The 22,075-nt window shown below is 65.6% G+C and carries 16 protein-coding genes; 11 read left to right on the top strand and 5 right to left on the bottom strand.

All coding sequences use genetic code 11. The features are described from left to right. The first annotated feature begins 84 nt into the window (after positions 1-84). The 3 genes from P3C50_RS09535 to P3C50_RS09525 all read left to right on the top strand — a co-directional run bounded on the left by P3C50_RS09535 (position 85) and on the right by P3C50_RS09525 (position 4,875). Entirely contained in the window at positions 85-1,620 is a 1,536-nt protein-coding gene (locus P3C50_RS09535; RefSeq protein WP_197856161.1) for a glucan biosynthesis protein G, read from the top strand. Then, positions 1,613-4,153, top strand: a complete 2,541-nt coding sequence (gene mdoH / locus P3C50_RS09530; protein ID WP_275545828.1) for a glucans biosynthesis glucosyltransferase MdoH — start codon at positions 1,613-1,615, stop codon at positions 4,151-4,153. The genes P3C50_RS09535 and mdoH overlap by 8 nt, the downstream gene beginning before the upstream one ends. 191 nt (positions 4,154-4,344) lie before the next feature. After that, the gene (locus P3C50_RS09525; RefSeq protein ID WP_275545827.1) at positions 4,345-4,875 is read left to right on the top strand and encodes a cytochrome b; all 531 of its coding nucleotides are present in this window, start codon (positions 4,345-4,347) and stop codon (positions 4,873-4,875) included. A gap of 420 nt (positions 4,876-5,295) precedes the next feature. On the opposite strand, the gene P3C50_RS09520 is transcribed toward P3C50_RS09525, so the two are convergent. The 4 genes from P3C50_RS09520 to P3C50_RS09505 all read right to left on the bottom strand — a co-directional run bounded on the left by P3C50_RS09520 (position 5,296) and on the right by P3C50_RS09505 (position 10,544). Further along, positions 5,296-6,483 (bottom strand): MFS transporter, encoded by a 1,188-nt coding sequence (locus P3C50_RS09520; protein WP_275545826.1) that lies wholly within the window; start codon positions 6,481-6,483, stop codon positions 5,296-5,298. 8 nt (positions 6,484-6,491) lie between these two features. After that, the gene (locus tag P3C50_RS09515) at positions 6,492-7,607 is read right to left on the bottom strand and encodes an alkene reductase (RefSeq protein WP_275545825.1); all 1,116 of its coding nucleotides are present in this window, start codon (positions 7,605-7,607) and stop codon (positions 6,492-6,494) included. A gap of 106 nt (positions 7,608-7,713) precedes the next feature. Further along, the gene (locus P3C50_RS09510; RefSeq protein ID WP_275545824.1) at positions 7,714-8,610 is read right to left on the bottom strand and encodes a LysR family transcriptional regulator; all 897 of its coding nucleotides are present in this window, start codon (positions 8,608-8,610) and stop codon (positions 7,714-7,716) included. Positions 8,611-8,630: 20 nt separating this feature from the next. Further along, positions 8,631-10,544, bottom strand: coding sequence for a DEAD/DEAH box helicase (locus tag P3C50_RS09505; protein WP_275545823.1), 1,914 nt, complete (start codon positions 10,542-10,544; stop codon positions 8,631-8,633). 148 nt (positions 10,545-10,692) lie between these two features. Between P3C50_RS09505 and P3C50_RS09500 the strand changes: the two genes are divergently transcribed. Then, complete coding sequence (locus P3C50_RS09500; protein ID WP_275545822.1) at positions 10,693-11,586, top strand: DMT family transporter; 894 nt, start codon at positions 10,693-10,695, stop codon at positions 11,584-11,586. A 40-nt stretch (positions 11,587-11,626) separates the two neighbouring features. Here P3C50_RS09500 and mnmC read toward each other — a convergent pair whose 3' ends face one another. Beyond that, complete coding sequence (mnmC, locus tag P3C50_RS09495) at positions 11,627-13,588, bottom strand: bifunctional tRNA (5-methylaminomethyl-2-thiouridine)(34)-methyltransferase MnmD/FAD-dependent 5-carboxymethylaminomethyl-2-thiouridine(34) oxidoreductase MnmC (RefSeq protein ID WP_275545821.1); 1,962 nt, start codon at positions 13,586-13,588, stop codon at positions 11,627-11,629. A gap of 145 nt (positions 13,589-13,733) precedes the next feature. Here mnmC and pap point away from each other — a divergent pair, with 145 nt between their 5' ends. From pap to P3C50_RS09460, 7 genes are all read left to right on the top strand, one after another. Further along, the gene (gene pap, locus P3C50_RS09490; RefSeq protein ID WP_197856152.1) at positions 13,734-15,221 is read left to right on the top strand and encodes a polyphosphate:AMP phosphotransferase; all 1,488 of its coding nucleotides are present in this window, start codon (positions 13,734-13,736) and stop codon (positions 15,219-15,221) included. A 160-nt stretch (positions 15,222-15,381) separates the two neighbouring features. Beyond that, the gene (locus tag P3C50_RS09485) at positions 15,382-16,569 is read left to right on the top strand and encodes a thiolase family protein (RefSeq protein WP_197856151.1); all 1,188 of its coding nucleotides are present in this window, start codon (positions 15,382-15,384) and stop codon (positions 16,567-16,569) included. A gap of 151 nt (positions 16,570-16,720) precedes the next feature. Next, complete coding sequence (locus tag P3C50_RS09480) at positions 16,721-17,341, top strand: LysE family translocator (protein ID WP_275545820.1); 621 nt, start codon at positions 16,721-16,723, stop codon at positions 17,339-17,341. Between the two features lie 43 nt (positions 17,342-17,384). Beyond that, positions 17,385-18,308, top strand: coding sequence for a LysR family transcriptional regulator (locus P3C50_RS09475; protein WP_275545819.1), 924 nt, complete (start codon positions 17,385-17,387; stop codon positions 18,306-18,308). After that, positions 18,305-19,198, top strand: a complete 894-nt coding sequence (locus P3C50_RS09470; RefSeq protein ID WP_275545818.1) for a LysR family transcriptional regulator — start codon at positions 18,305-18,307, stop codon at positions 19,196-19,198. The genes P3C50_RS09475 and P3C50_RS09470 overlap by 4 nt, the downstream gene beginning before the upstream one ends. 133 nt (positions 19,199-19,331) lie before the next feature. Further along, positions 19,332-19,958 carry a glutathione S-transferase family protein gene (locus tag P3C50_RS09465; protein ID WP_197856147.1) on the top strand — a complete coding sequence of 209 codons (627 nt, stop codon included), beginning with the start codon at positions 19,332-19,334 and terminating at the stop codon, positions 19,956-19,958. A gap of 53 nt (positions 19,959-20,011) precedes the next feature. Then, a complete protein-coding gene (locus tag P3C50_RS09460; protein WP_275545817.1) occupies positions 20,012-22,057 on the top strand; it encodes a pyridoxamine 5'-phosphate oxidase family protein in 2,046 nt (681 codons plus the stop codon). The last annotated feature ends 18 nt before the right edge of the window (positions 22,058-22,075 follow it).

Raw genomic sequence — 22,075 nt, 5'->3', positions numbered from 1 at the left:
GACCGCCCCTTGGGCTGGCCGCTGCCCGTCAGTACGTGTTGCCCTGGAGGCTGTGTGTCGATGAGTCGTTGTTCTGGAGCCCGTATGGGCAAGGCCGCCAAGCTGGCCCTCTGTGTGCTCCCTCTGCTGTTCGCTGCCCAGAGCTGGGCCTTCGAGCTGGATGATGTGGCCGTCAAGGCCAAGGAGCTTGCCGCCGAACGCTATGGTGCCCCGCAAAGCCGTTTGCCGGCTGCGCTGCGCCAACTGCCTTTCGCCGATTACCAGAAAGTTCGCTTCGTTGAAGACAAGGCGCACTGGCGCGACGACAAGCTGCCGTTCCAGCTGTACTTCTTCCATCAGGGCATGCACTTCGACCTGCCGGTGAAAATCAACGAAGTGACCGCCGAAGGTACCCAGGAGATCAAGTACGACCCGTCGATGTTCGACTTCGGCGATCTCGAACTGAACCCGGATGACCTCAAGGACCTTGGCTTCGCCGGCTTCAAGGTGATCAACGAGATCAACACCGGCGGCCGCCACGACGAAGTGATGAGCGTGCTCGGCGCCAGCTACTTCCGCATCGTCGGCAAGGGCCAGGTGTTCGGCCTTTCCGCTCGCGGGCTGGCGATCGATACCGCGCTGCCGTCCGGCGAGGAATTCCCGCGGTTCACCGAGTTCTGGATCGAGAAGCCGCAACCGGATCGCCGTAGCCTGGTGATCTACGCACTGCTCGACTCGCCGCGCGCCACCGGTGCCTATCGCATGGAGATCAAGCCGGGCCGCGACAGCGTGCTCGACGTGCAATCGAAGGTCTACCTGCGCGAGAACGTCGAGAAGCTTGGCATCGCGCCGCTGACCAGCATGTACCTGTTCGGCGCCAACCAGCCCTGGCCGCGGCCGAACTACCGTCCGCAGCTGCATGACTCCGATGGCCTGGCCATTGCCGCCGGCAATGGTGAGTGGATCTGGCGCCCGCTGAACAACCCGCAGCGTCTCAACGTCAGCAGCTATCGCATCGACAACCCGCGCGGTTTCGGTCTGATGCAGCGTGGCCGCGACTTTAACCAGTATCAGGATCTCGACGACCGCTACGAGCTGCGCCCGAGCGGCTGGGTGGAAACCGTCGGTGACTGGGGCGCTGGCCATGTCGAGCTGGTGGAGATTCCCACCCCGGACGAAACCAACGACAACATCGTCGCCCTGTGGCGCCCGGAGAAGCTGCCGGCACCGGGTGAGTCGCTGGATGTGGCCTATCGCCTACACTTCAGCCGTGACGATGCCAAGCTGCACGATCCACAACTGGCCATGGTCAGTCAGACCCGTCTGTCCGAGGGCGACATCAAGCAGGCCAACCTGATTCGTCAGGCCGATGGCAGTACTGCGCTGGTGGTCGACTTCGTCGGTGAGGAACTGGCCAAGCGTTCGCCCGATGCCGCGCCGCAGGTGCAGGTCAGCGTCGATGACAACGCCGAGTTGCTGGAAGACAGCCTGCGTTACAACCCGGTGAGCAAGGGCTGGCGCCTGATGTTGCGGGTCAAGGTGAAGAACCCGGCGCAGCCGGTGGAGATGCGTGCCGCGCTGGTCGAGGACGGCAAGCCTGTGTCGGAAACCTGGAGCTATCAGCTGCCTTCCCATGAATAACAGCCTAGACGCTACACAGATCCAGGATTACCTGGATGAACTGCCGCTCGATCACGAGCGGCAGCAGGCTTTGGCCCATCGCGTGGAGGAGGAGGGCGGCGATCTCGCCACGTTGCACCGTGCCCTGCACGAGGACGACCAGGCAGCAGCCGAGCCCCAGGAAGAAACCCGCGAAATGCTCGACTCGGTGCCAGCGCGGCTGGCGCTGGGCTGGCCGGATGCACTGGAGCGCGGCTGCCGCATCGTGCAGGATCACCAGGGTCGCCCGACCATCGATTCGACGCCGCCGATCAAGCGCACGCGCATGGTGCCGGAGCCCTGGCAGACCAATATCCTGCAGCGCGGCTGGCGCCGCCTGAAGGGCGAGAAGTCGGCGCCGCGACCGCGTACGCGCGAAAGCGAGGACTTCGCCGAGGAACGCTGGCGGCATGTCGCCGCGGTACGCCGTGCCGCGCTGCTGGTATTGATGATCACGCAGACCGTGGTCGCCACCTGGTACATGAAGTCGGTGCTGCCCTATCAGGGCTGGTCGCTGGTCGATCTGGGCCTGGTGTTCGAGCAGCCGCTGCGCGAATCGGCGAGGCAGATCCTGCCGTACGTGGTGCAGACCAGCATCCTGGCGCTGTTCGCCCTGCTGTTCTGCTGGGTGTCGATGGGCTTCTGGACCGCGCTGATGGGCTTCTTCCAGCTGCTCAAGGGGCGTGATCGCTACAGCATCTCGGCCACCAGCTGCGGCAACGAGCCGATTTCGCCAAACGCGCGAACCGCACTGGTGATGCCGATTGCCAACGAGCATGTCCCGCGAGTATTCGCCGGCTTACGCGCGACCTTCGAGTCGCTCAAGGCTACCGGACAACTCGAACATTTCGACTTCTTCATTCTCAGCGACAGCAACGATCCGGATATCTGCGTGGCCGAACAGCAGGCCTGGATGGAGCTGTGCCGCGAAGTGGAAGGCTTCGGCCATATCTTCTATCGCCGTCGCCGCCGCCGGGTGAAACGCAAGAGCGGCAACATCGACGACTTCTGCCGGCGTTGGGGCAGCAACTACCGCTATATGGTGGTGCTCGATGCCGACAGCGTGATGAGCGGTGATTGCCTGACCAGCCTGGTGCGCCTGATGGAGGCCAACCCCGGCGCCGGCATCATCCAGACCGCGCCCAAGGCGTCGGGCATGGACACCCTGTACGCGCGTCTGCAGCAGTTCGCCACCAGCGTCTATGGGCCGCTGTTCACCGCCGGCCTCAACTTCTGGCAACTGGGTGAGTCGCACTACTGGGGGCACAACGCGATCATCCGCGTCAAACCCTTCATCGAGCACTGCGCCCTGGCGCCACTGCCGGGTACCGGCTCCTTCGCCGGTGCGATCCTTTCCCACGACTTCGTCGAGGCCGCGCTGATGCGCCGCGCCGGCTGGGGTGTATGGATCGCCTACGACCTGCCGGGCAGCTACGAGGAGCTGCCGCCGAACCTGCTCGACGAGCTCAAGCGCGATCGCCGCTGGTGCCACGGCAACCTGATGAACTTCCGCCTGTTCCTGGTGCGCGGCATGCACGCAGTGCATCGCGTGGTGTTCCTCACCGGCGTCATGTCCTACCTTTCGGCGCCGTTGTGGTTGTTGTTCCTGGTGCTGTCGACCTGCCTGCTGGCGATCCACACGCTGATGGTGCCGGAGTATTTCCTGCAGCCCAACCAGCTCTATCCGTTGTGGCCACGTTGGCAGCCGCACGAGGCCATCGCCCTGTTCTCGGCGACCATGACGCTGCTGTTCCTGCCCAAGCTGCTCAGCGTGCTGCTGATCTGGATCAAGGGCGCCGAGGCCTATGGCGGTCGCACGCGCGTGCTGCTGTCGATGCTGCTGGAGGCGTCCTGCTCGGTGTTGCTGGCGCCGGTACGCATGCTGTTCCACAGCCTGTTCGTCACCGCCGCCTTCCTCGGTTGGTCGGTGCAGTGGAACTCGCCGCAGCGCGTGGATGACTCGACGCCCTGGAGCGAAGCCTTCCGCCGTCACGGTACCCAGGTGCTGATCGGTATCGGCTGGACGGCGCTGGTGGCCTGGCTCAACCCGGACTTCCTCTGGTGGCTGGCACCCATCGTCGTGTCCCTGGTGCTGTCGCCGGCGGTCTCGGTGCTGACCAGCCGCACGGCACCGGGCCTGGCAACGCGGCGCAGCAAGCTGTTCCTGATTCCGGAAGAACACAAGGTGCCGGTGGAGCTGAGCAATACCTCCGAGTACGAGCAGCTGAACAGCTCGCGTGCGCTGCATCGGGGCTTCCTCCGCGCCGTGGTCGATCCGCTTTACAACGCCCTGGTCTGCGCCATGGCGCGTGCCCGCCATGCCAAGGTGGTGCCTGCCGCCGAAGCGCTGCGCGACGAGCGTATCGATGAAATCCTCAACGCCGGGCCGCAAGGCAAGGTCGAGGCGACTCGCTGGCGCCTGCTCAACGATCCCGACGGCATGGCGCGCCTGCATGCGCGTATCTGGCAAGAGCCGCAACACCACGCCTGGCGCGAAGCGCTGCGCGACGCCTGATCATCCGACACGCCCCCGCCTGACGGGGGCGTGTCGTGATGCCTTTCTGACATACCCGCTAACATCTACAGGTGCACCCGAGCCCGGCAGCACGGCACCATTGCGTCTGGATCGGGTCTTTGCTCGGACCGCAGCGTTTGGCTGCCGAACCTGAATACCGTTTTCATCGATGACATTGGAGAGGAACCACGATGTCGAATCTGCATGATTCCGCGCAGCGCTATGGCGCCGTTACCCGCCTGCTGCATTGGGGCATGGCCGTATTGCTGGGGTGGCAGTTCGTTACCGTGCTGGCCCACGCGCTGCTGGAAGACAGCGCACTGGAGGCGTTCGCCTGGGGCACGCACAAGGCCACGGGCCTGGTGCTCATGGTGCTGGTGGTGATCCGCCTGATCTGGGCGCTGTGCAGCCGCAACCGCCGGCCGGCGGCGGTCAGCACCCTGGCGAGTCTCGGCCATCTGGCGCTGTATGGGCTGCTGTTCGTCATTCCCTTCATTGCGCTGCTGCGCCAGTACGGCTCGGGCCGTGAGTTCGTCGCGTTCGGCATGAGCGTCATGCCGGGTTTCGATGGCAAGGTCGAATGGATGATCGCGCCGGCCAGCCTGCTGCACGGCAACCTGGGCTGGCTGTTGCTGTTCATGGTAATCGGCCACGCGGCCATGGCCTTCATCCATCGCCGCCAGGGTGGCGAGGACGTGCTGGCACGCATGATCGGTCGCTGAAGCGGCTGGCTATGGCAAAAGGCTTACACGCCTAAGCGGCAACCTCCACTGTTGCCGGTTCGGGGCGATCTCTAATCTACACACATCCCCTGCAGCGACGGAGCGCTGAGGATCAAGGAAGATGACCAGGCCAAGATGGCTACCGACAGGATGTCGGGTGGTTGGGAGGAAACCCGCTTAGGCGGGTTTTTTGTTGCCTGCCATCCCTGGCGGCAACCCTTCGGGCCGTCGCACGCGACGTCAAAAATCGTTCCCGACGATTTTTTGTTGCCTGCGATTGACCGCAAGGGATGGCGGAAATGTCGGTTTTGCACGAGTAAATACCGGCCTTGGCGGCAACCCCTCAGGCCGTTGCAAGCGACTCCAAAAGCGTTCCCAGCGATTTCCTTATTGCCTGCGTTTTTTGCGTCGCGAATCTCCTCACTCCTCTTTGCCAACGAATATCAGCAGGGCCAGCAGCGGCAGCCCGGCGGCCAGCAGTGCCGTGCCCGACCAGCCGAAACGTTCGTAGACCGGGCTGGCCAGCGCCGAACCGATGGCGCCCCCCACGAAGATGCTGGTCATGTACAGCGCATTGAGCCGCGCGCGGCTTTGCGGCTCCAGGGCATAGATGGTGCGCTGGCCCAGCACCATGCTCATCTGTACGGCGAAATCCAGCACGATGGCGGTGGCGACCAGTCCGATCCAGCCCAGCCCGGCGCTGAGCAGATTGGGTGCAAAGGCCAGCGGCGCCAGGACCAGCGCCACCAGGCTGGCGCGCCAGGTATGGCCGGCGTCGGCGAGCCGCCCGGCGATGGGCGCTGCGACCGCGCCGATGGCGCCGGCGAGGGCGAACAGGGCGATATCCTGCTGGCTCATACCCAGGTGGCGTGCCAGCTCCAGCGGCGCTACCGTCCAGAACAGGCTGAAACTGGCGAACATCAAGCCCTGATAAAGCGCGCGACGCCGCAGCGTTGGATAGCGGCGCAGCAGATGCACGAGCGAGGCCAGCAGTTGCCCGTAGCTTGCCTTGTGGCTGGGGGCGTGGCGCGGAATAGTGGTGGCTATCACGGCCACGATCACCAGCATCAGGCCTGCCGCCATCAGATACACAGCACGCCAGCCGAACTCGCCGGCCACCACGCTGGCCAGCGGCCGCGCCAGCAGGATGCCGAGCAGCAGACCGCTCATGATGTTGCCCACCACGCGGCCACGGCTGGCCTCCGGCGCCAGGTTGGCAGCCAGCGGAATCAGCATCTGCACCGAGACCGAGCTGAGGCCGATCAGCAGCGCCAGGGCGAGGAACAGATCCGGTTGCGTGGCGAACGCTGCGGCCGCCAGGCAGAGCAGGGCAGCGACAGTGGTGATCAGCATCAGCCGACGGCTTTCCAGCAGGTCGGCCAGGGGCACCAGGAACAGCAAGCCGAGTGCGTAGCCGATCTGCGTCAGCGAGACGATCAGGCTGGCGCGCTCGGCGCCCAGGCCGACATCCGGGGCGATCAGCTCGATGATTGGCTGGGCGTAATACAGGTTGGCGACGATGGCGCCGCAACACAGGGCGAACAGCAGCACCAGTGCCTGGGGCAGGGCGGGAGATTCGCGGGTGAGCGAGGTAGTCTGACTTGTCATGATATCTCTCAGGCGTTCAGGGCTGGGTAGTCGGTATAGCCGGCAGCGCCACCGCCGAAGAAGCTGCTGCTGTCCGGCGCATTCAGGCGGCTTTGCTGACGCAGGCGTTGTGGCAGATCCGGATTGGCAATGAACAACCGGCCGAAGGCGATCAGATCGGCGCGACCTTCTGCCAGGGCGCGACGTGCGCTGTGCAGGTCGTAGCCGCCAGCCAGTATCAGCACGCCGTTCCAGCTGCGTCGCAGCTGACGGATGATGCGATCCCAGGCTGGATCGCTGTCTTCATCGAGCTGAGTGCCGACAATCGCCGGTTCCACCAGATGCAGATAGGCCAGGCGCCAGCGGTTCAGTTCGCTGACGATGTAGCCGAAGGTGGCTGCCGGGGTGTCGTCGCCCATGCCCATGAAGCGGCCCATGGGCGTCAGCCTTACGGCCACTTTCTGCTCGCCGATTTCCTCGCACACCGCTTTGACCACCTCGAGCAGGAAGCGCGCGCGGTTGCCGATACTCTGGCCGTAGCCGTCGCGGCGCTGGTTGCTGTTGGAATTGATGAACTGATCGAGCAGGTAGCCGTTGCCGGCATGTATTTCCACCCCGTCCATTCCCGCTTCCAGGGCGTTGCGCGCGGCCTGGCGGTAGTCGGCGACTATGTTGCAGATCTCATCGACGCTCAGCTCGTGTGGAACGGGAATGTCGCTCCACACACCCTGGCCGCTATCGTCTTCGATAAAGGTCTGGCCGGGCACCGGCATGGCGCTTGGGGCTACTGGCAGACGACCGCCGGGTTGCAGGCTCGGGTGGGAAACGCGGCCGACATGCCACAGCTGCAGAAACATGCGTCCGCCGGCCTGATGCACGGCGTCGCTGACCAGGCGCCAGCCTTCGATCTGCTCACGGCTGTGGATGCCTGGCGTCCAGGCATAGCCCTGGCCTTGGCGGGATATCTGCGTGGCTTCGCTGATGATCAGCGAGGCGCTGGCGCGTTGGCGGTAATACTCGGCATTCAGCGCGCCCGGTACGTTGCCGGGTTGCTCGGCACGTGAGCGGGTCAGCGGCGCCATCACCACCCGGTGGGGTAGTTGCAGGTCGCCGAGGCTGACGGGATCGAACAAGGAAGGGGCCATCTGAAGTCTCCGTGGTGGTTTGGCCTGGAGACTCAAGGTTAGGGACAGAGCGGAGTAAGGATAATCCAGCGCGCCGGCAACGCTGTATTGCGCGTTGCGCAATGAGTCACTCCAGTACCGTTTGCAGAAACGCCGTGAACGCGGCGATGCGTATAGAGCCGCGATGGTTGGGCAGGTACAGCAGGTGGATGGCACCGTCGTGTGGGCCTGGGGCGACCTCGTGCTCGGGCAGCAGACGCAGCAGCTGGCCGCTGGCGACGTCTTCGCGCACCAGCCAGTCGGCCAGCAGGGCCACGCCCTGACCGGCCAGCGCCGCCTGGCGCAAGATGTCGGCGTTGTTGCTCAGCAGGCGGCCGGTTACCGGAACCTGAAGCAGTTCGCCGTCCTGCTCGAAGCGCCAGTAGCGGGTCGGTTGGCCGTAATCGAACTGCAGGCAGGCATGGGTCTGCAGCGCCTCGGGATGCTCGATGGCAGGCGTGCGCGAGAGGTATTGCGGGCTCGCCACCAGCCAGCGGCGAAAACTGCCGACCCGCTGGCTGACCACATCGTCGCTGGTGATCGACGAGCCCAGGCGTAGGGCAACGTCAATGCGCTGACTGAGCAGGTCGACTACCTCGTCGGTGACGCGCAGGGTCAGTTCCAGTTGTGGGTGTCGTTCGAGCAATTCGCCCAGGCGCGGTGCGATCAGCCGACGAGCGAACTCTACCGGCACGCTTACGGCCAGCCGACCGCGCACATCGCCGCCGCTATCGGCCACGGCAGCGTCTGCTTCGTCCAGCGCATCGAGGATGGCCAGGGCGCGCTCGAAGTAGTCTCGCCCGGCCTCGCTGACGCTGATCTGCCGCGTGTTGCGGTTGAGCAGTACGCAGCCCAGCTCCTGTTCCAGGGCATTGACCGCGCGAGTCACCGACGAGGTGGCCAGCCCAAGTTGCCGCGCCGCGGCGGAAAAACCGCCGCAGCGAACGGTGGCGACGAAGGTGCGCAGAGCCAGCAGTTTGTCCATGGAAATGCCCGAAGTACCGATCAGCCCTCAGCTTGCGCGATTGGCCGGCTCGCTGCCAAGCACTGCGTGGCGCCTTGGGCCTTGCGCGTGTACCACAGCACCCGGCTTACGCCGCGGGTGATGGCCACGTAGGCCAGACGCCGGGTTTCGTCCTGCATGGCCTGGTCGTAGCTGCCGGCGAAGAAACCGCTCTGGGCGTACAGGGCGTTGCGCAGCGGGTGTTTGTCCACAGGCAGGCAGTCGTCGAGGATGATCGCCACCTCGGCCTGCAGGCCCTTGGCACGGTGGATGGTCAGGGCCTTGACCGGCAGCGTCTTGTCCAGTTGTGCGCGTACTTGCTGCAGCGGCTCGTTGCGTCGGCTGAGCAGTAGCACGGCGGTGCGATCGGCGCCGGAGCGGCTGGCGACATGGGCGCATTGCGCGCGGATTTCTTCGAGCAAGCGCGGCAGGCCGTTGGCCAGGTCGAAGCGCTGGATCAGCTTGACGCCGTGGTCGCCCGGTTGCATTGCCCTGGCCGCGACGCAGGTCTTGGCCTGCTTGTTGTGCACTTCGGCCAGCACTTTTTCGCCATCGCGGATCACCGGCTCAATGCTGCGGTAGTTGGTGCCCAGCAGCAGAGTAGTGCTCTTGCCGCGTCCGCGGCTGGGGAAGTGCCGGTCGAAATCGATGAACAGCTCCGGCGAGCTGCCGCGCCAGCCGTAGATCGATTGCCAGTCATCGCCGATGGCCATCAGGCTGATACGCTCGCCCGCAGCGTGCAGGCGACGATGCACGGCCTGCAACCACAGCACGATCTGCGGCGAGATGTCCTGGAATTCGTCGATCAGCAAGTGACTCAAGGCGAGCAGGGCGGGGCCGGGTTTGCCGCCGTCGCTGCTCAGGCGCTCGCTCAACTGCGCGAACGCGCCGTTGAAACTGCTCAACCCCTGGCTGTGCAGCAGGGCGCTGAATTGTTGGTGGAAGCGCTGCATGGCCTCGATGAAATCGCGCTCGCGGAGGCCGCAGCCCAGCGCTTTCACGTCCAGGCGGTCGAGACGGATGCCCAGGCTCTCGGCGAAGTCGATCTGCCCGTGCAGCAGCTCGAACAGCGGCAGAGCGGCGAATTCACCGGGCAGCTTGCAGGCATCCAGCGGTACCTTGGCCTTGCCCTGTGGCGGCTCCTCGGGCGCTGGCAGCTTGAGCAGACGGTGAGTCAGGGCGCGAAATCGCGCGTCGTCGGCGTAGGCGTTCTGGTAGGCCTGCTTGAGCAGGCGCTGCTGCGCTGGACGCAGGCGCGTGCCTGCGAGCGGGTTGTCCGGTTCGTCGCCGGGCTCGTCCAGTTGCTCGAACCAGCGCGGGTTGCCCAGGCTTTCCTTGGCCAGCGTCGCCATGGCGGCGTGGAAGGTGCGTACGCACTGGCGCGCATCGTGCGGGTAGTGCCAGAAGTCGAGCAGGCGTTGCAGGCGCTCGCGCAGCTCGTGGCAGGAGGCGTTGGTGAAGGAGATTACCGTCAGGCGTTTCGGCTCGATGTCCAGGTGGCAGAGCAGGAACACCACGCGCAGTACCAGGGTGCTCGACTTGCCCGAGCCGGCGCCGGCGAAGATGCGCGCCAGCGGCGCGCGGCAGAGGATCATCGCCCACTGCTCCTCCGACGGTGCGCCGATCAGCCCGGCGCTTACCGCTTCGGCCACGCGCTCGCGCATGGCCTGCACCTGGGCATCTTCGATCTTCAGGCGGGCGGCGGGGTAGATGCCGACGGGGCCAGGCTTGCCGCTGGGGGTCTTGCGACTGCTGGCTTTCTTGTTGGCGGTGGATTTCTTCTTGTTTTGTTTGCGTACGGGCTTGCGCGGCTGCGCAGCTTCGCGCTCGGCGCGCAGGTAGGCGGTGGTGCGGGGGAAGTAGCGGGCGAGGGCGCTGGACAGCAGTTGTTTGTAGCGCGCGACGGCGGAAAGCATGCGGCGGTGATGACCTGGCTAGCAAAACGGGAATGATAAGCCTTGGGGCGCGATGGCAGGCAAGGGTGGCGCTTCGATAAATGCGCAACTTTGTGCAAGCGCTCGGTGCGTACGGGTTTCAGACTGGACTCAGTTTTCGGAGGATGCCATGAACCTGTCGCTTTACCTGCTTACCGTACTGATCTGGGGCACGACCTGGATCGCCATCAAATTGCAGATGGGCGAGGTGGCCGTCGCCGCCTCCATCGCCTATCGCTTCGCATTGGCCTCGGCAGTGCTGTTCGCCATGCTCTGGTTCAGCGGCCGCCTGCAGCCGCTGGATCGCCGTGGTCAGGGCATCTGCCTGTTGCAGGGGCTATGCCTGTTCTGCCTCAACTTCCTGTGCTTCTACACCGCCAGCCAGTGGATACCCAGCGGCCTGATCGCGGTGATCTTCTCCACCGCTACCCTGTGGAATGCGATCAATGCGCGGCTGTTCTTCAAGCAGCGCATCGCTGCCAACGTGCTGCTCGGCGGCGGGCTGGGGCTGGCCGGTCTTGGCCTGCTGTTCTGGCCGGAGCTGGCCGGGCATGAAACCAGCCGCGAAAGCCTGCTGGGCATCGGCCTGGCGCTGTGCGGCACGCTGTTCTTCTCGGCCGGCAACATGCTCTCCAGCCTGCAGCAGAAGGCCGGGCTCAAGCCGCTGACCACCAATGCCTGGGGCATGCTCTATGGCGCGCTGATGCTGGTGGGCATCTGCCTGGTCAGCGGCACGCCGTTCGCCTTCGAATGGAACGCGCGCTATGTCGGCTCGCTGCTGTATCTGGCGATTCCCGGCTCGGTGATTGGCTTTACTGCTTACCTGACTCTGGTCGGGCGCATGGGCCCGGAGCGCGCAGCCTACTGCACGGTGCTATTCCCGGTGGTGGCGCTGAACATCTCGGTGTTCGCTGAGGGCTACCAATGGACGGCCCCGGCACTGCTCGGCCTGGGGCTGGTGATGCTGGGTAACGTGCTGGTGTTTCGCAAGCCCAAGCCAGTGCTTACCGAGGCTAGGGCCTAAGCGCGGTAGACCCGGAAGAGTGCGCCGCGCGCACCGTCGATCAGCTCCCGCGAATCAGCTTGCGCAGCATAAAGCGATTGGGGTGGCTGGCCTCGGCAACGTCGCGTGGCACCGGCAGCGGCTCGTCCTCCAGCCAGGCGGCGATCAGCTCGCCCGACAGCGGCGCGGTGATCAAACCGCGCGAGCCATGGCCGCTGTTGATGTACAGGCCATCCAGCCAGGGGCAGGGCGTTTCCGGCACTTGGCGGGCGTCCTTGGTCAGCACGGCGTAGGCCTCATTGAAGGCCTGCTGCTCGGCCAGCGGGCCTACCAGCGGCAGGTAGTCCGGACTGGTGCAGCGAAACGCCGCGCGGCCATGCAGCATTGCTGGGTCGAGCGATTGCGTATCGAGCCGCTCGGCCAGATCGAGAGAAATCTCCCGCAGCAGCTCGAGGTTGCCGGCGTGCTCGGCCACGCTGGGCTCCAGATCATCGCTATGGAAGTCGAAGCTGGCGCCCAGGGTGTGTTCGCCGCCGCGCGGTGGTGCAACGTAACCTTCGGCGCAGACCACCGTGCGTAGCGTACTGCTGGCCGTGCTGGCCGGGAGACGGCTGATCTGCCCGCGAATACGCTTCAGCGGCAGGTTCGCCTCCGGCAGCAGGCGGCCAATCTCGGCGGCGCAGGCCAAGACCAGCACGGGCGCCTCGGCCAGTACGCCGTTCTGCCCCTCGACGCACCAGCGATCATCCTGCCGACTCAGGCTCAGTGCCTCCTGATAGGGACGCAGCTCGATCAACGGATGTTGCACCAGTTGCCGGCACAGCGCGGGCGGGTGCACCCAGCCGGCATCCGGGTAGAACAGGCCGCCGGCTGGCAGGCCGATGCCGGCACGATCTTCGGCTTCGGTCTGGGGCAACGCGTGCAGCAGGTCATTCGGGAAGGCCGCGGCCAGTTTGGCTTGACGCTCGGCTTCCTTGGCGTCGAAGGCCAGTTGCAGCACACCGCAGGCATCCCAGTCGACGCCGCGCTGCAGGCGTTCGAGCAGGCGGCGGGTATGGCCGAAACCGGCGACGATCAGTCGCGACAGCGCGGTGCCATGGGCTGACAGTTTCAGGTAGAGCACGCCCTGGGGGTTGCCTGAAGCCTCGCGGGCGACATCGTCATGGCGCTCCAGCAGGGTGACGCGCCAGCCGCGTGCGGCCAGGCTGGCGGCAGTGGCGCAACCGGCCAGGCCGGCGCCGATTACCACGGCCTGGCGTTCGCCCGTCGTCAATCTCGGTCTGGCGAACCAGGGCACCGTGCGCTGCATCTGCTGCGCCTGGAACGGGCCGGCCAGCATTTCGCGCTTGTGGCCGAAGCCCTTGATCCGCAGTACGGCAAAACCTGCAGCGATCAGCCCGCGTCGGACGAAACCGGCACTGGTGAAGGTGGCCAACGTGGCGCCGGGCGCCGACAGCCGCGCCAGTTCGGCGAACAGCGCATCCGTCCACATCTCCGGGTTCTTCGCCGGGGCGAAACCGTCGAGGAACCAGGCATCGACCTTGGCGTCCAGCTGCGGCAGGCATTCCAGCACGTCGCCGATCATCAGCGTCAGCACCACGCGGCCGCCATCGAGCAGCAGGCGCTGGAAGCCGGGATGGATGGCGCGGTACTGCGCCAGCAGCTGCTCGGCGTAGTGTGCCAGCTCCGGCCACAGGGCCAGGGCGCGCTGCAGGTCCGTCTGGGTCAGGGGGAATTTCTCCACGCTGACGAAGTGCAGCCGCGCATCGCACGGAGCATGCTCGGCGAAGGCTTGCCAGGCGCAGAGAAAATTGAGTCCGGTACCGAAGCCGGTTTCGCCGATCACCAGGCGCCCGCCGGCCGGCAGGGCCTGGCAGCGTTCGACGATCTGGTTGTGAGCGAGGAAGACGTGACGGGTTTCCTCCAGGCCGTTGGCGCGGGAGAAGTACACGTCGCCATAGCTGCGCGACAGTGGCTGGCCGTGTTCGTCCCAGTCGAGCTGGGCGTTGTGGACGTCGGACATGATTGCATCCCGATAAAACAGGCGGCGATTCTAACCGCTGTGCACGCGGTTTACCCGGCGCAGGTCAATCCGTGGCGAGCTGCCGCCAGGCAAAGTCGCGGCCGATCCATTACGCTTTAACGATCATTCCAGGGAGGTTTTCTGCATGTTCGAATCCGCCGAAATCGGCCGCAGTATCGACAAGGCCACGTTCGACGCCGAAGAGCCGGCGCTGCGCGAGGCGTTGCTGGAGGCGCAGTACGAGCTCAAGCAACAGGCGCGCTTCCCGGTGATCGTACTGATCAACGGGGTCGAGGGTGCCGGCAAGGGCGAGACGGTGAAGCTGCTCAACGAGTGGATGGACCCGCGGCTGATCCAGGTCAGCACCTTCGATCTTCAGACCGACGAGGAACTGGCGCGGCCGCCGGCCTGGCGCTACTGGCGACAGCTGCCGCCGAAAGGGCGCATGGGCGTGTTCTTCGGCAATTGGTACAGCCAGATGCTGCAGGGGCGGGTACACGGCAAGTTCAAGGACGCCGTGCTGGATCAGGCCATCGATGGCGCCGAGCGCCTGGAACGCATGCTTTGCGACGAGGGCGCGCTGATCTTCAAGTTCTGGTTCCACCTGTCCAAGCAGCAGATGAAGGCGCGCCTCGAAGCGCTCAAGGACGACCCGCTGCACAGCTGGCGCATCAGCCCGCTGGACTGGCAGCAATCGAAGACCTATGACAAGTTCGTGCGCCACGGCGAGCGCGTGCTGCGCCGTACCAGCCGCGACTACGCGCCCTGGTACGTGGTCGAGGGCGTCGATCACTACTACCGCAGCCTGACCGTTGGGCGCATTCTGCTCGAAGGCCTGCAAGCGGCCCTGGCCAATCCGCAGCGCTCGAAGCTGCAGCCGCATGCGGCGCCGCTGGCCTCCAGCCTGGACAACCGCGGCCTGCTGACCAGCCTGGACATGACCCAGGCCCTGAGCAAGGAGGAGTACAAGGAGCAGTTGGCCACCGAGCAGGCGCGACTATCCGGCCTGATGCGCGACAAGCGCATGCGCAAGCACGCGCTGATCGCCGTGTTCGAAGGCAACGATGCCGCCGGCAAGGGCGGCGCCATCCGCCGCGTGACCGGCGCGCTCGACCCGCGCCAGTACCGCATCGTGCCGGTGGCGGCGCCGACCGAAGAAGAGCGTGCCCAGCCCTACCTCTGGCGCTTCTGGCGGCACATTCCGGCGCGCGGGCATTTCACCATCTTCGACCGCAGCTGGTACGGCCGCGTGCTGGTGGAGCGGATCGAGAGCTTCTGCAGCCAGGCCGACTGGCTGCGCGCCTATGGCGAGATCAACGATTTCGAGGAGCAGTTGACCAACGCCGGGGTGATTCTGGTGAAGTTCTGGCTGGCCATCGACCAGCAGACGCAGCTGGAGCGCTTCAAGGAGCGCGAGCAGATCCCGTTCAAGCGCTTCAAGATCACCGAAGAAGACTGGCGCAACCGCGACAAGTGGGACGACTACGCCGATGCAGTGGGCGACATGGTTGACCGCACCAGCACCGAGATCGCGCCCTGGACGATGATCGAAGCCAATGACAAGCGCTTCGCCCGGGTCAAGGTGTTGCGCACCATCAATGAGGCCATCGAGGCGGCGTTCGCCAGGGATTGAGGCGTTAATCGCGGCTTCAGCCGCGACCCCGATCTGTAGGAGCGGGATCGGGATAGCGCACCGGATCGCTCCGTATACGCCAGATCAATGATGGTCGCGCCCAGCTATGGACTGGATTTATCTTCACGCCATTCGCCATCCAATAACAACGAGGTGCGTCATGCGTGAAGTGGTGATCGTCGATAGCGTGCGGACTGGCCTGGCCAAGTCCTTCCGCGGCAAGTTCAATATGACCCGGCCGGACGACATGGCCGCTCACTGCGTCGATGCGCTGCTGGCGCGCAACGGCATCGACCCGAAGCTGGTCGATGACTGCATCGTCGGCGCCGGCTCCAACGAGGGCGCGCAGGGCATGAACATCGGCCGCAACGTCGCCGTGCTCTCGCGCCTGGGCAATCCGGTGGCGGGCATGACGCTGAACCGCTTCTGCTCCTCGGGCCTGCAGGCCATCGCCATCGCTGCCAACCAGGTGGCATCCGGCTGCAGCGACATCATCGTCGCCGGCGGCGTCGAGTCCATCACCATGACCCTGAAAAGCATGAACATGGACAACCTGTTCAACCCGCTGCTGCAGCAGGACAACCCCGGCATCTACTATCCCATGGGCAAGACCGCCGAGATCGTCGCCAACCGCTACGGCATCAGCCGCGAGGCCCAGGACGCCTACGCCCTACAGAGCCAGCAGCGCACCGCTCGCGCTCAGGCCGAGGGCCTGTTCGCCGACGAAATCGTACCGATGTCGGTGAAGTATCAGGTCGAAGACAAGGCCACCGGCGAGAAGAAGATCGTCGACGGCGTGGTCGAGGCGGATGACTGCAACCGCCCGGACACCACCCTGGAATCCCTGGCCAAGCTGCAGCCGGCGTTCGACCCGGCTGGCAGCGTGACGGCCGGCAACGCCTCGCAGCTGTCCGACGGCGCCTCCATGACCCTGGTGATGAGCCTGGATAAGGCGCTGGAGCTGGGCCTCAAGCCCAAGGCCTATTTCCGCGGCTTCACCGTGGCCGGTTGCGAGCCTGACGAAATGGGCATCGGCCCGGTGTTCTCGGTGCCCAAGCTGCTCAAGGCCAAGGGCCTGTCGGTTGACGATATCGACCTGTGGGAGCTCAACGAAGCCTTTGCCTCGCAGTGCCTGTACTGCCGCGACAAGCTCGAGATCGACAACGAGAAATACAACGTCAACGGCGGCTCCATCTCTATCGGCCATCCCTTCGGCATGACCGGCTCGCGTCAGGTCGGCCACCTGGTGCGCGAGCTGCAACGCCGCGAGCTGCGCTACGGCATCGTCACCATGTGCGTCGGTGGCGGCATGGGCGCCACGGGGCTGTTCGAGGCCTATCGCGGCTAAACCTGGGCTACGCCGCGCGTACCACCGGCAACACGCATCGCACGAACGCACCGCGGTGCGCATGGCTCACCCTACGGGATCGCTGGCCCCACGACGGCCAGCGATGCGCTGTTTATACTCGCGCTCTGACCTTCGACTGGAGCGCCTGCCCATGCCCTTTGCCGAAAACCTGATCGCCTTCACCCTGGCGGCCACACTGCTGACCCTGACCCCGGGGATCGACACTGCGCTGGTGTTGCGTACCGCAGCGGTCGAGGGTCGGCAGCAGGCGTTTCGCGCGGCGCTGGGCATCAATGCCGGCTGCCTGATCTGGGGCGCGGCGGTAGCCTTCGGCCTGGGCGCGCTGCTGGCAGTTTCCGAGTTCGGTTACAACCTGCTCAAGTACTGCGGCGCGGCCTATCTGGCCTGGCTCGGGCTGAACATGCTGCTGCGCCCGCGTACCTCGCTGGCGCCGCAACAGGCCAGCGGCAAACCTGGCGCCAACTGGTTCGTGCGTGGCCTGCTGGGCAATGTGCTCAACCCCAAGGTGGGGATCTTCTACGTTTCATTCCTGCCGCAGTTCATTCCGCAGGGGCAGCCCCTGATCGCCTGGACCTTCGGTTTGGTGGGCATTCACGTGGTGCTCAGCCTGGCCTGGGCGATGTTGCTGATCGGTGCTACCCAGCCACTCGGTCACTGGCTGCGGCGCGAAGCTGTGATCAAGTGGATGGATCGCAGCACCGGTCTGATCTTCATGCTGTTTGCCGCGCGCCTGGCATTGAGCCGGCGCTGAGTGTGCTTCGGCGTTATCGGCTTCTCGCGTTCAGGCGGTGACGATGGATCGGTTTCAGGAAATGAAGGTGCTGCTGGCGGTCACCGAAGCCGAGAGCTTCGCCGGCGGCGCCAAGCTGTTGGGTATTTCACCGCCCAGCGTGACCCGCGCCGTTGCTGCGCTGGAGGCGCGCCTGGGCACGCTGTTGCTGGCGCGCAGCACGCGTAGCCTGCGTCTGACCGAGGCCGGCCAGCGCTATGTCGAGGATTGCCGGCGCATCCTGCTGGAGCTGGAGGAGGCCGAGGAACTGGCCGCCGGTGGCAGCGTGCGGCCGCGTGGACGGCTCACCGTGACGGCGCCTGTGATGTTCGGCGAACTGTTCCTGATCCCGCGTATCGCCCAGTACCTCGACACCTACCCGGATGTGGAAATCAATGCGCTGCTGGTCGATCGCGTGGTGAACATGATGGAGGAGGGCATCGACGTTGCCGTGCGCATCGGCTCGCTGCCCGAGGGCGATCACCCGGCATTGCAGGTCGGGCAGATCCGCCCGGTGGTGTGTGCATCGCCCGCCTTTCTCGACCGGGTAGGTCGGCCGCAGCATCCGGATGAGTTGCGCGATGCGCCCATCGTCATGTCCAGTGCCAGCGGTCTGCTGACGCACTGGAACTTCGTTGGCGCCGATGGCGGGTTCGGTTTCACGCCTGCGCCACGTTTCACCGTCAGCTCCAACCAGGCGGCAATCGGCGCCGCGCGCCTGGGCTGGGGCTATACACGCGTGCTGTCCTACCAGGTCGCCGATGCGGTAGCACGCGGTGAGATCGAACTGGTGCTGGAAACCTTCGAACCGCCGGCCTTGCCGGTGCACATCATTCATCAGGGCGGCCGGCAGGTGTCGGCCAAGGTGCGGACCTTCGTCGACCATTGCGCCGCGAGTTTTCGTGCCGACCCGGCTCTGCGCGCGGCCGGTGCTCCACCGGCAGCATGAATCATCATCGCGAGATGCAGGTGTTCCTCGCCGTGGCGCAGGCGGGCAGCCTGGCGGCAGCCGCCAGGGGGCTGCAGCTGTCGCAGGCGACGGTGATGCGCACCGTGACGGCGCTGGAAAACCGCCTGGACGCCAGCCTGCTGCTGCGAGGGCCTCGCGGCGTGAGCCTGAGTCCGGCCGGCGTGCGTTTCGCCGACAGCTGTCAGCGCATCCTGCAGCGGCTGGACGAGGCCGAGCAGTCGGTGACGGGCCTGCATGCCAGCCCGGCCGGGCAACTGACCCTGGCCCTGCCGCTATTGATGACGCACCAGGTGCTGATGCCCATCGCCGTCGAGTACCTGGCGGCCTTTCCCGAGGTGAGCCTGGCTACCCTGGCGCGCGAGGAGCTGCCGAGGCTGCTGGAGGAGGGCATCGACCTGGCGCTGGTGGTCGGGCACTTGCCCAGTTCGTCCGGTTTCGCCGTACCGCTGGGACAGGTGCGCCCGCTGATCTGCGCGGCACCGGCCTATCTGCAGCGCTGGGGCCGGCCGGCCAGCCCGGACGATCTCGCGGCGCACCGCATCATCGCCACCTCCTCGACCGGCCACGTGGGTGAGTGGCGCTTTGCGCAGGAAACGGTGAAGGTCGCGCCACGGCTGACCTGCAGCACGCCGCAGGCCGCCATTCGTGCGGCGCTCGCCGGCTTCGGGCTGACTCGCTGCCTGAGTTACGAAGCCCATCATGAGTTACAGGCGGGGCAACTGCTGGCTGTGCTCGAGGATTTTGCCGCGCCGCCCTTGCCGGTGCAGCTGTATTACCGCGAGGGGCGCCGTGCTGCCGCGCGGGTGCGCAGTTTACTCGACTTCGCTGTGCCGCGTCTGCGCGCTCATCCGGCATTTGCGATGAGGTAATTGCAGAAAATGAAATAGTGGATTGCCGTTTTTGGTGATTCTTCTGTGAGGTGGATGGGGTGAGCATGGCTCCATCGTCGCGAAAGCAAGTGGTCTCGCGATGACCAACCCTCACTTTCAAGGAGTCATCGCCATGTCCCGTCCCGCCATCAAACTGTACAACTTTCCTCGCTCCGGCCATGCCCACCGCGCCGAGCTGATGCTGTCGCTGCTGCAGCTGCCCACCGAGCTGATCTTCGTCGATCTGGCCAAGGGCGAGCACAAGACCCTGGAGTTCCTCGCCCTCAACCCCTTCGGCCAGGTGCCGGTGATCGATGACGGCGGCACCGTCATCGCCGACTCCAACGCCATCCTCCTCTACCTGGCCAAGCGCTACGGCAATGATGATTGGCTGCCGCAGGAGCCGGCCGCTGCTGCCCGTGTGCAGCGCTGGCTGTCCGTCGCCGCCGGTCCGGTGGCCTTCGGCCCCGCCGCAGCGCGCCTGGTCACCGTGTTCGGCTACTCGTTCAACGCCGGAGAAGTGATCAACCGCGCTCATGCGCTGTTCACCGTGATGGAAGGCGAGCTGAGCGAAACCCCATTCCTGACCGGCGACAAGCCGAGCATTGCCGACGTCGCCAACTACTCCTATATCGCCCATGCGCCGGAGGGCAATGTGTCGCTGGAGCCCTACCCGAACATTCGCGCCTGGCTGGCACGCATCGAGGCACTGCCGGGTTTCGTGCCGATGCCGCGTACAGCCGCCGGCCTGCAAGCCTGAGTCGCTGACCGCCGCCGGGATCGCCCGGCGGCCGCTTTCGTGGAGGGCAGAACATGCAACAGCTTCCCAGCCATCGGCAGTCGCCCTGGCACGCCGGTGAAAGACAACTGCAGGAAAAGGTCGGCGTTGCCGAGCGCATGGAGGTGCTCGGGCAGAAGGTGATCCGCGACCATATGCCGGATCAGCATCGCGAGTTCTTCCACCAGTTGCCGTTCATGATTGCTGGTGCTTTGGATGGGGCAGGCCAGCCCTGGGCCACCCTGATCGAAGGCGAGGAGGGCTTCGTCACTTCGCCCGACTCGCGTCAGCTGTCGTTCGATCTGGCCGCCATGGCGCTCGATCCGCTCGACCCGGCCAGCAGTGGCCTGCATGCGGGCGAGGCCATCGGCCTGCTGGGCATCGAGTTGCATACGCGGCGGCGCAATCGCGTCAACGGGCATATTCGCCTGGCTTCGGCACAACGCCTGGAGATCGCCGTGGAGCATTCCTACGGCAATTGCCCGCAGTACATTCAACTGCGCCAGTACCGCCGCGTGCCCGAGCGGGGCGGCGAGCGCGTGGATTCAACGGAGCTGGATGCACGCACCCGCGCGCTGATCGAAGGCGCCGACACCTTCTTCGTCGCCAGTTACGTCGAGCACGACGATGGTCGTCGTTCGGTGGATGTCTCCCACCGGGGCGGCCGAGCGGGTTTCGTACGAGTGGAGGGCAATCGCCTGACCATTCCCGATTACGCCGGCAACCTGTTCTTCAATACCCTGGGCAACCTCAGCGTCAATCCGCGCGCCGGCCTGTTGTTCGTCGACTTCACCACGGGCGATGTGCTGCAGTTGGGTGGCCGCGCCGAGATCATCCTCGACAGCCCGTTGATCAAAGCCTTCGAGGGCGCCGAGCGGCTGTGGACGTTCGACGTCGAGCAGGTGGTGCTACGCCCGGCGGCGACCTCGTTGCGCTGGGTCTTCGAGGAATATGCACCGACCAGCCTGATGACCGGCACCTGGGCGGAAACCGCCGCGCGCCTGCGCGAGCGTGAGCAGCGCAATCAGTGGCAGCGCTGGCGTGTGCAGAGTGTGCAGCAGGAAAGCAGCGATATCCGCTCCTTCGTGCTGGCGCCGGAGCAGGGCGCCGCACCCGGTTTCGCCGCCGGTCAGCACCTGCCGATTCGCATCACCACCGCCAGCGGTGAGACCCTGCTGCGCACCTACAGCCTCTCCAGCGCGCCGTCGGACGGTCAGCTGCGCATCAGCGTCAAGGCGCAGGGTGTGGTGTCGCGGCATCTGCACGAACAGGTTCAGGTGGGTGATGTGCTGGACGTGCGCCCGCCATTGGGGAGCTTCATCCTGAACAGCGAAAGCCGCCGGCCGCTGGTGCTGATCGGCGCCGGTGTCGGTATCACGCCGCTATTGTCGATGCTGCGTGAACAGGTGGCGCTGGGGCAGGGCAGGCGCATTCATTTCTTTCAGGGTGCGCGCACGCTGCGTGATCTGCCCTTCCAGGCCGAGCTGCACGAGCTGGTGCAGCGCGCGGGCGGCCTGTTGCAGGTGCACCGCGCCCTCAGCACGCCGGAAGCGGACGCTGTAGTGGGCCGCGACTACGAGCAGCAGGGGCGTATCGACCTGGCGCAGATCAAGGCTGCGCTGATGTTCGATGACTACGACTTCTACCTGTGCGGCCCCGCCGCCTTTACCCAGGCGATTTACGATGGCCTGCGCGATCTCAATGTCGCCGATGAGCGCATCCATGCCGAGGCGTTCGGCCCCTCGACGCTCACGCGCCGTACCGATGGCCAGGTGACGGCCCTCGAGCAGCCGCCCGCCGCGAGCGAACCGGTGCCGGTGCATTTCAGCGCATCGAGTAAGGAGGCGCGCTGGTCACCGGACAGCGGCAGTCTGCTGGAACTGGCGGAAAGTCGCGGCCTCACGCCCGAGTTCAGTTGCCGGGGTGGTTCCTGCGGCACCTGCAAGACGCGCCTAGTCAGCGGTCAGGTGCACTATCCGAACCCTCCGGCCGAATTGCCGCAGGACGGCGGCGTGTTGATCTGCTGCGCGGTGCCGGCACAGGGCGAGGATGGTGTCCAAACTCTGGTGCTTGATCTGTAAGAGGGCTGGGAAATGAGC

The sequence above is a fragment of the Pseudomonas sp. Marseille-Q0931 genome (genome assembly GCF_940789645.1).
In the GTDB taxonomy this organism is placed as follows: Bacteria; Pseudomonadota; Gammaproteobacteria; order Pseudomonadales; family Pseudomonadaceae; genus Aquipseudomonas.
The sequence above is the reverse complement of the archived record's forward strand: the minus strand, read 5'-3'. Positions and strand labels throughout refer to the sequence as shown.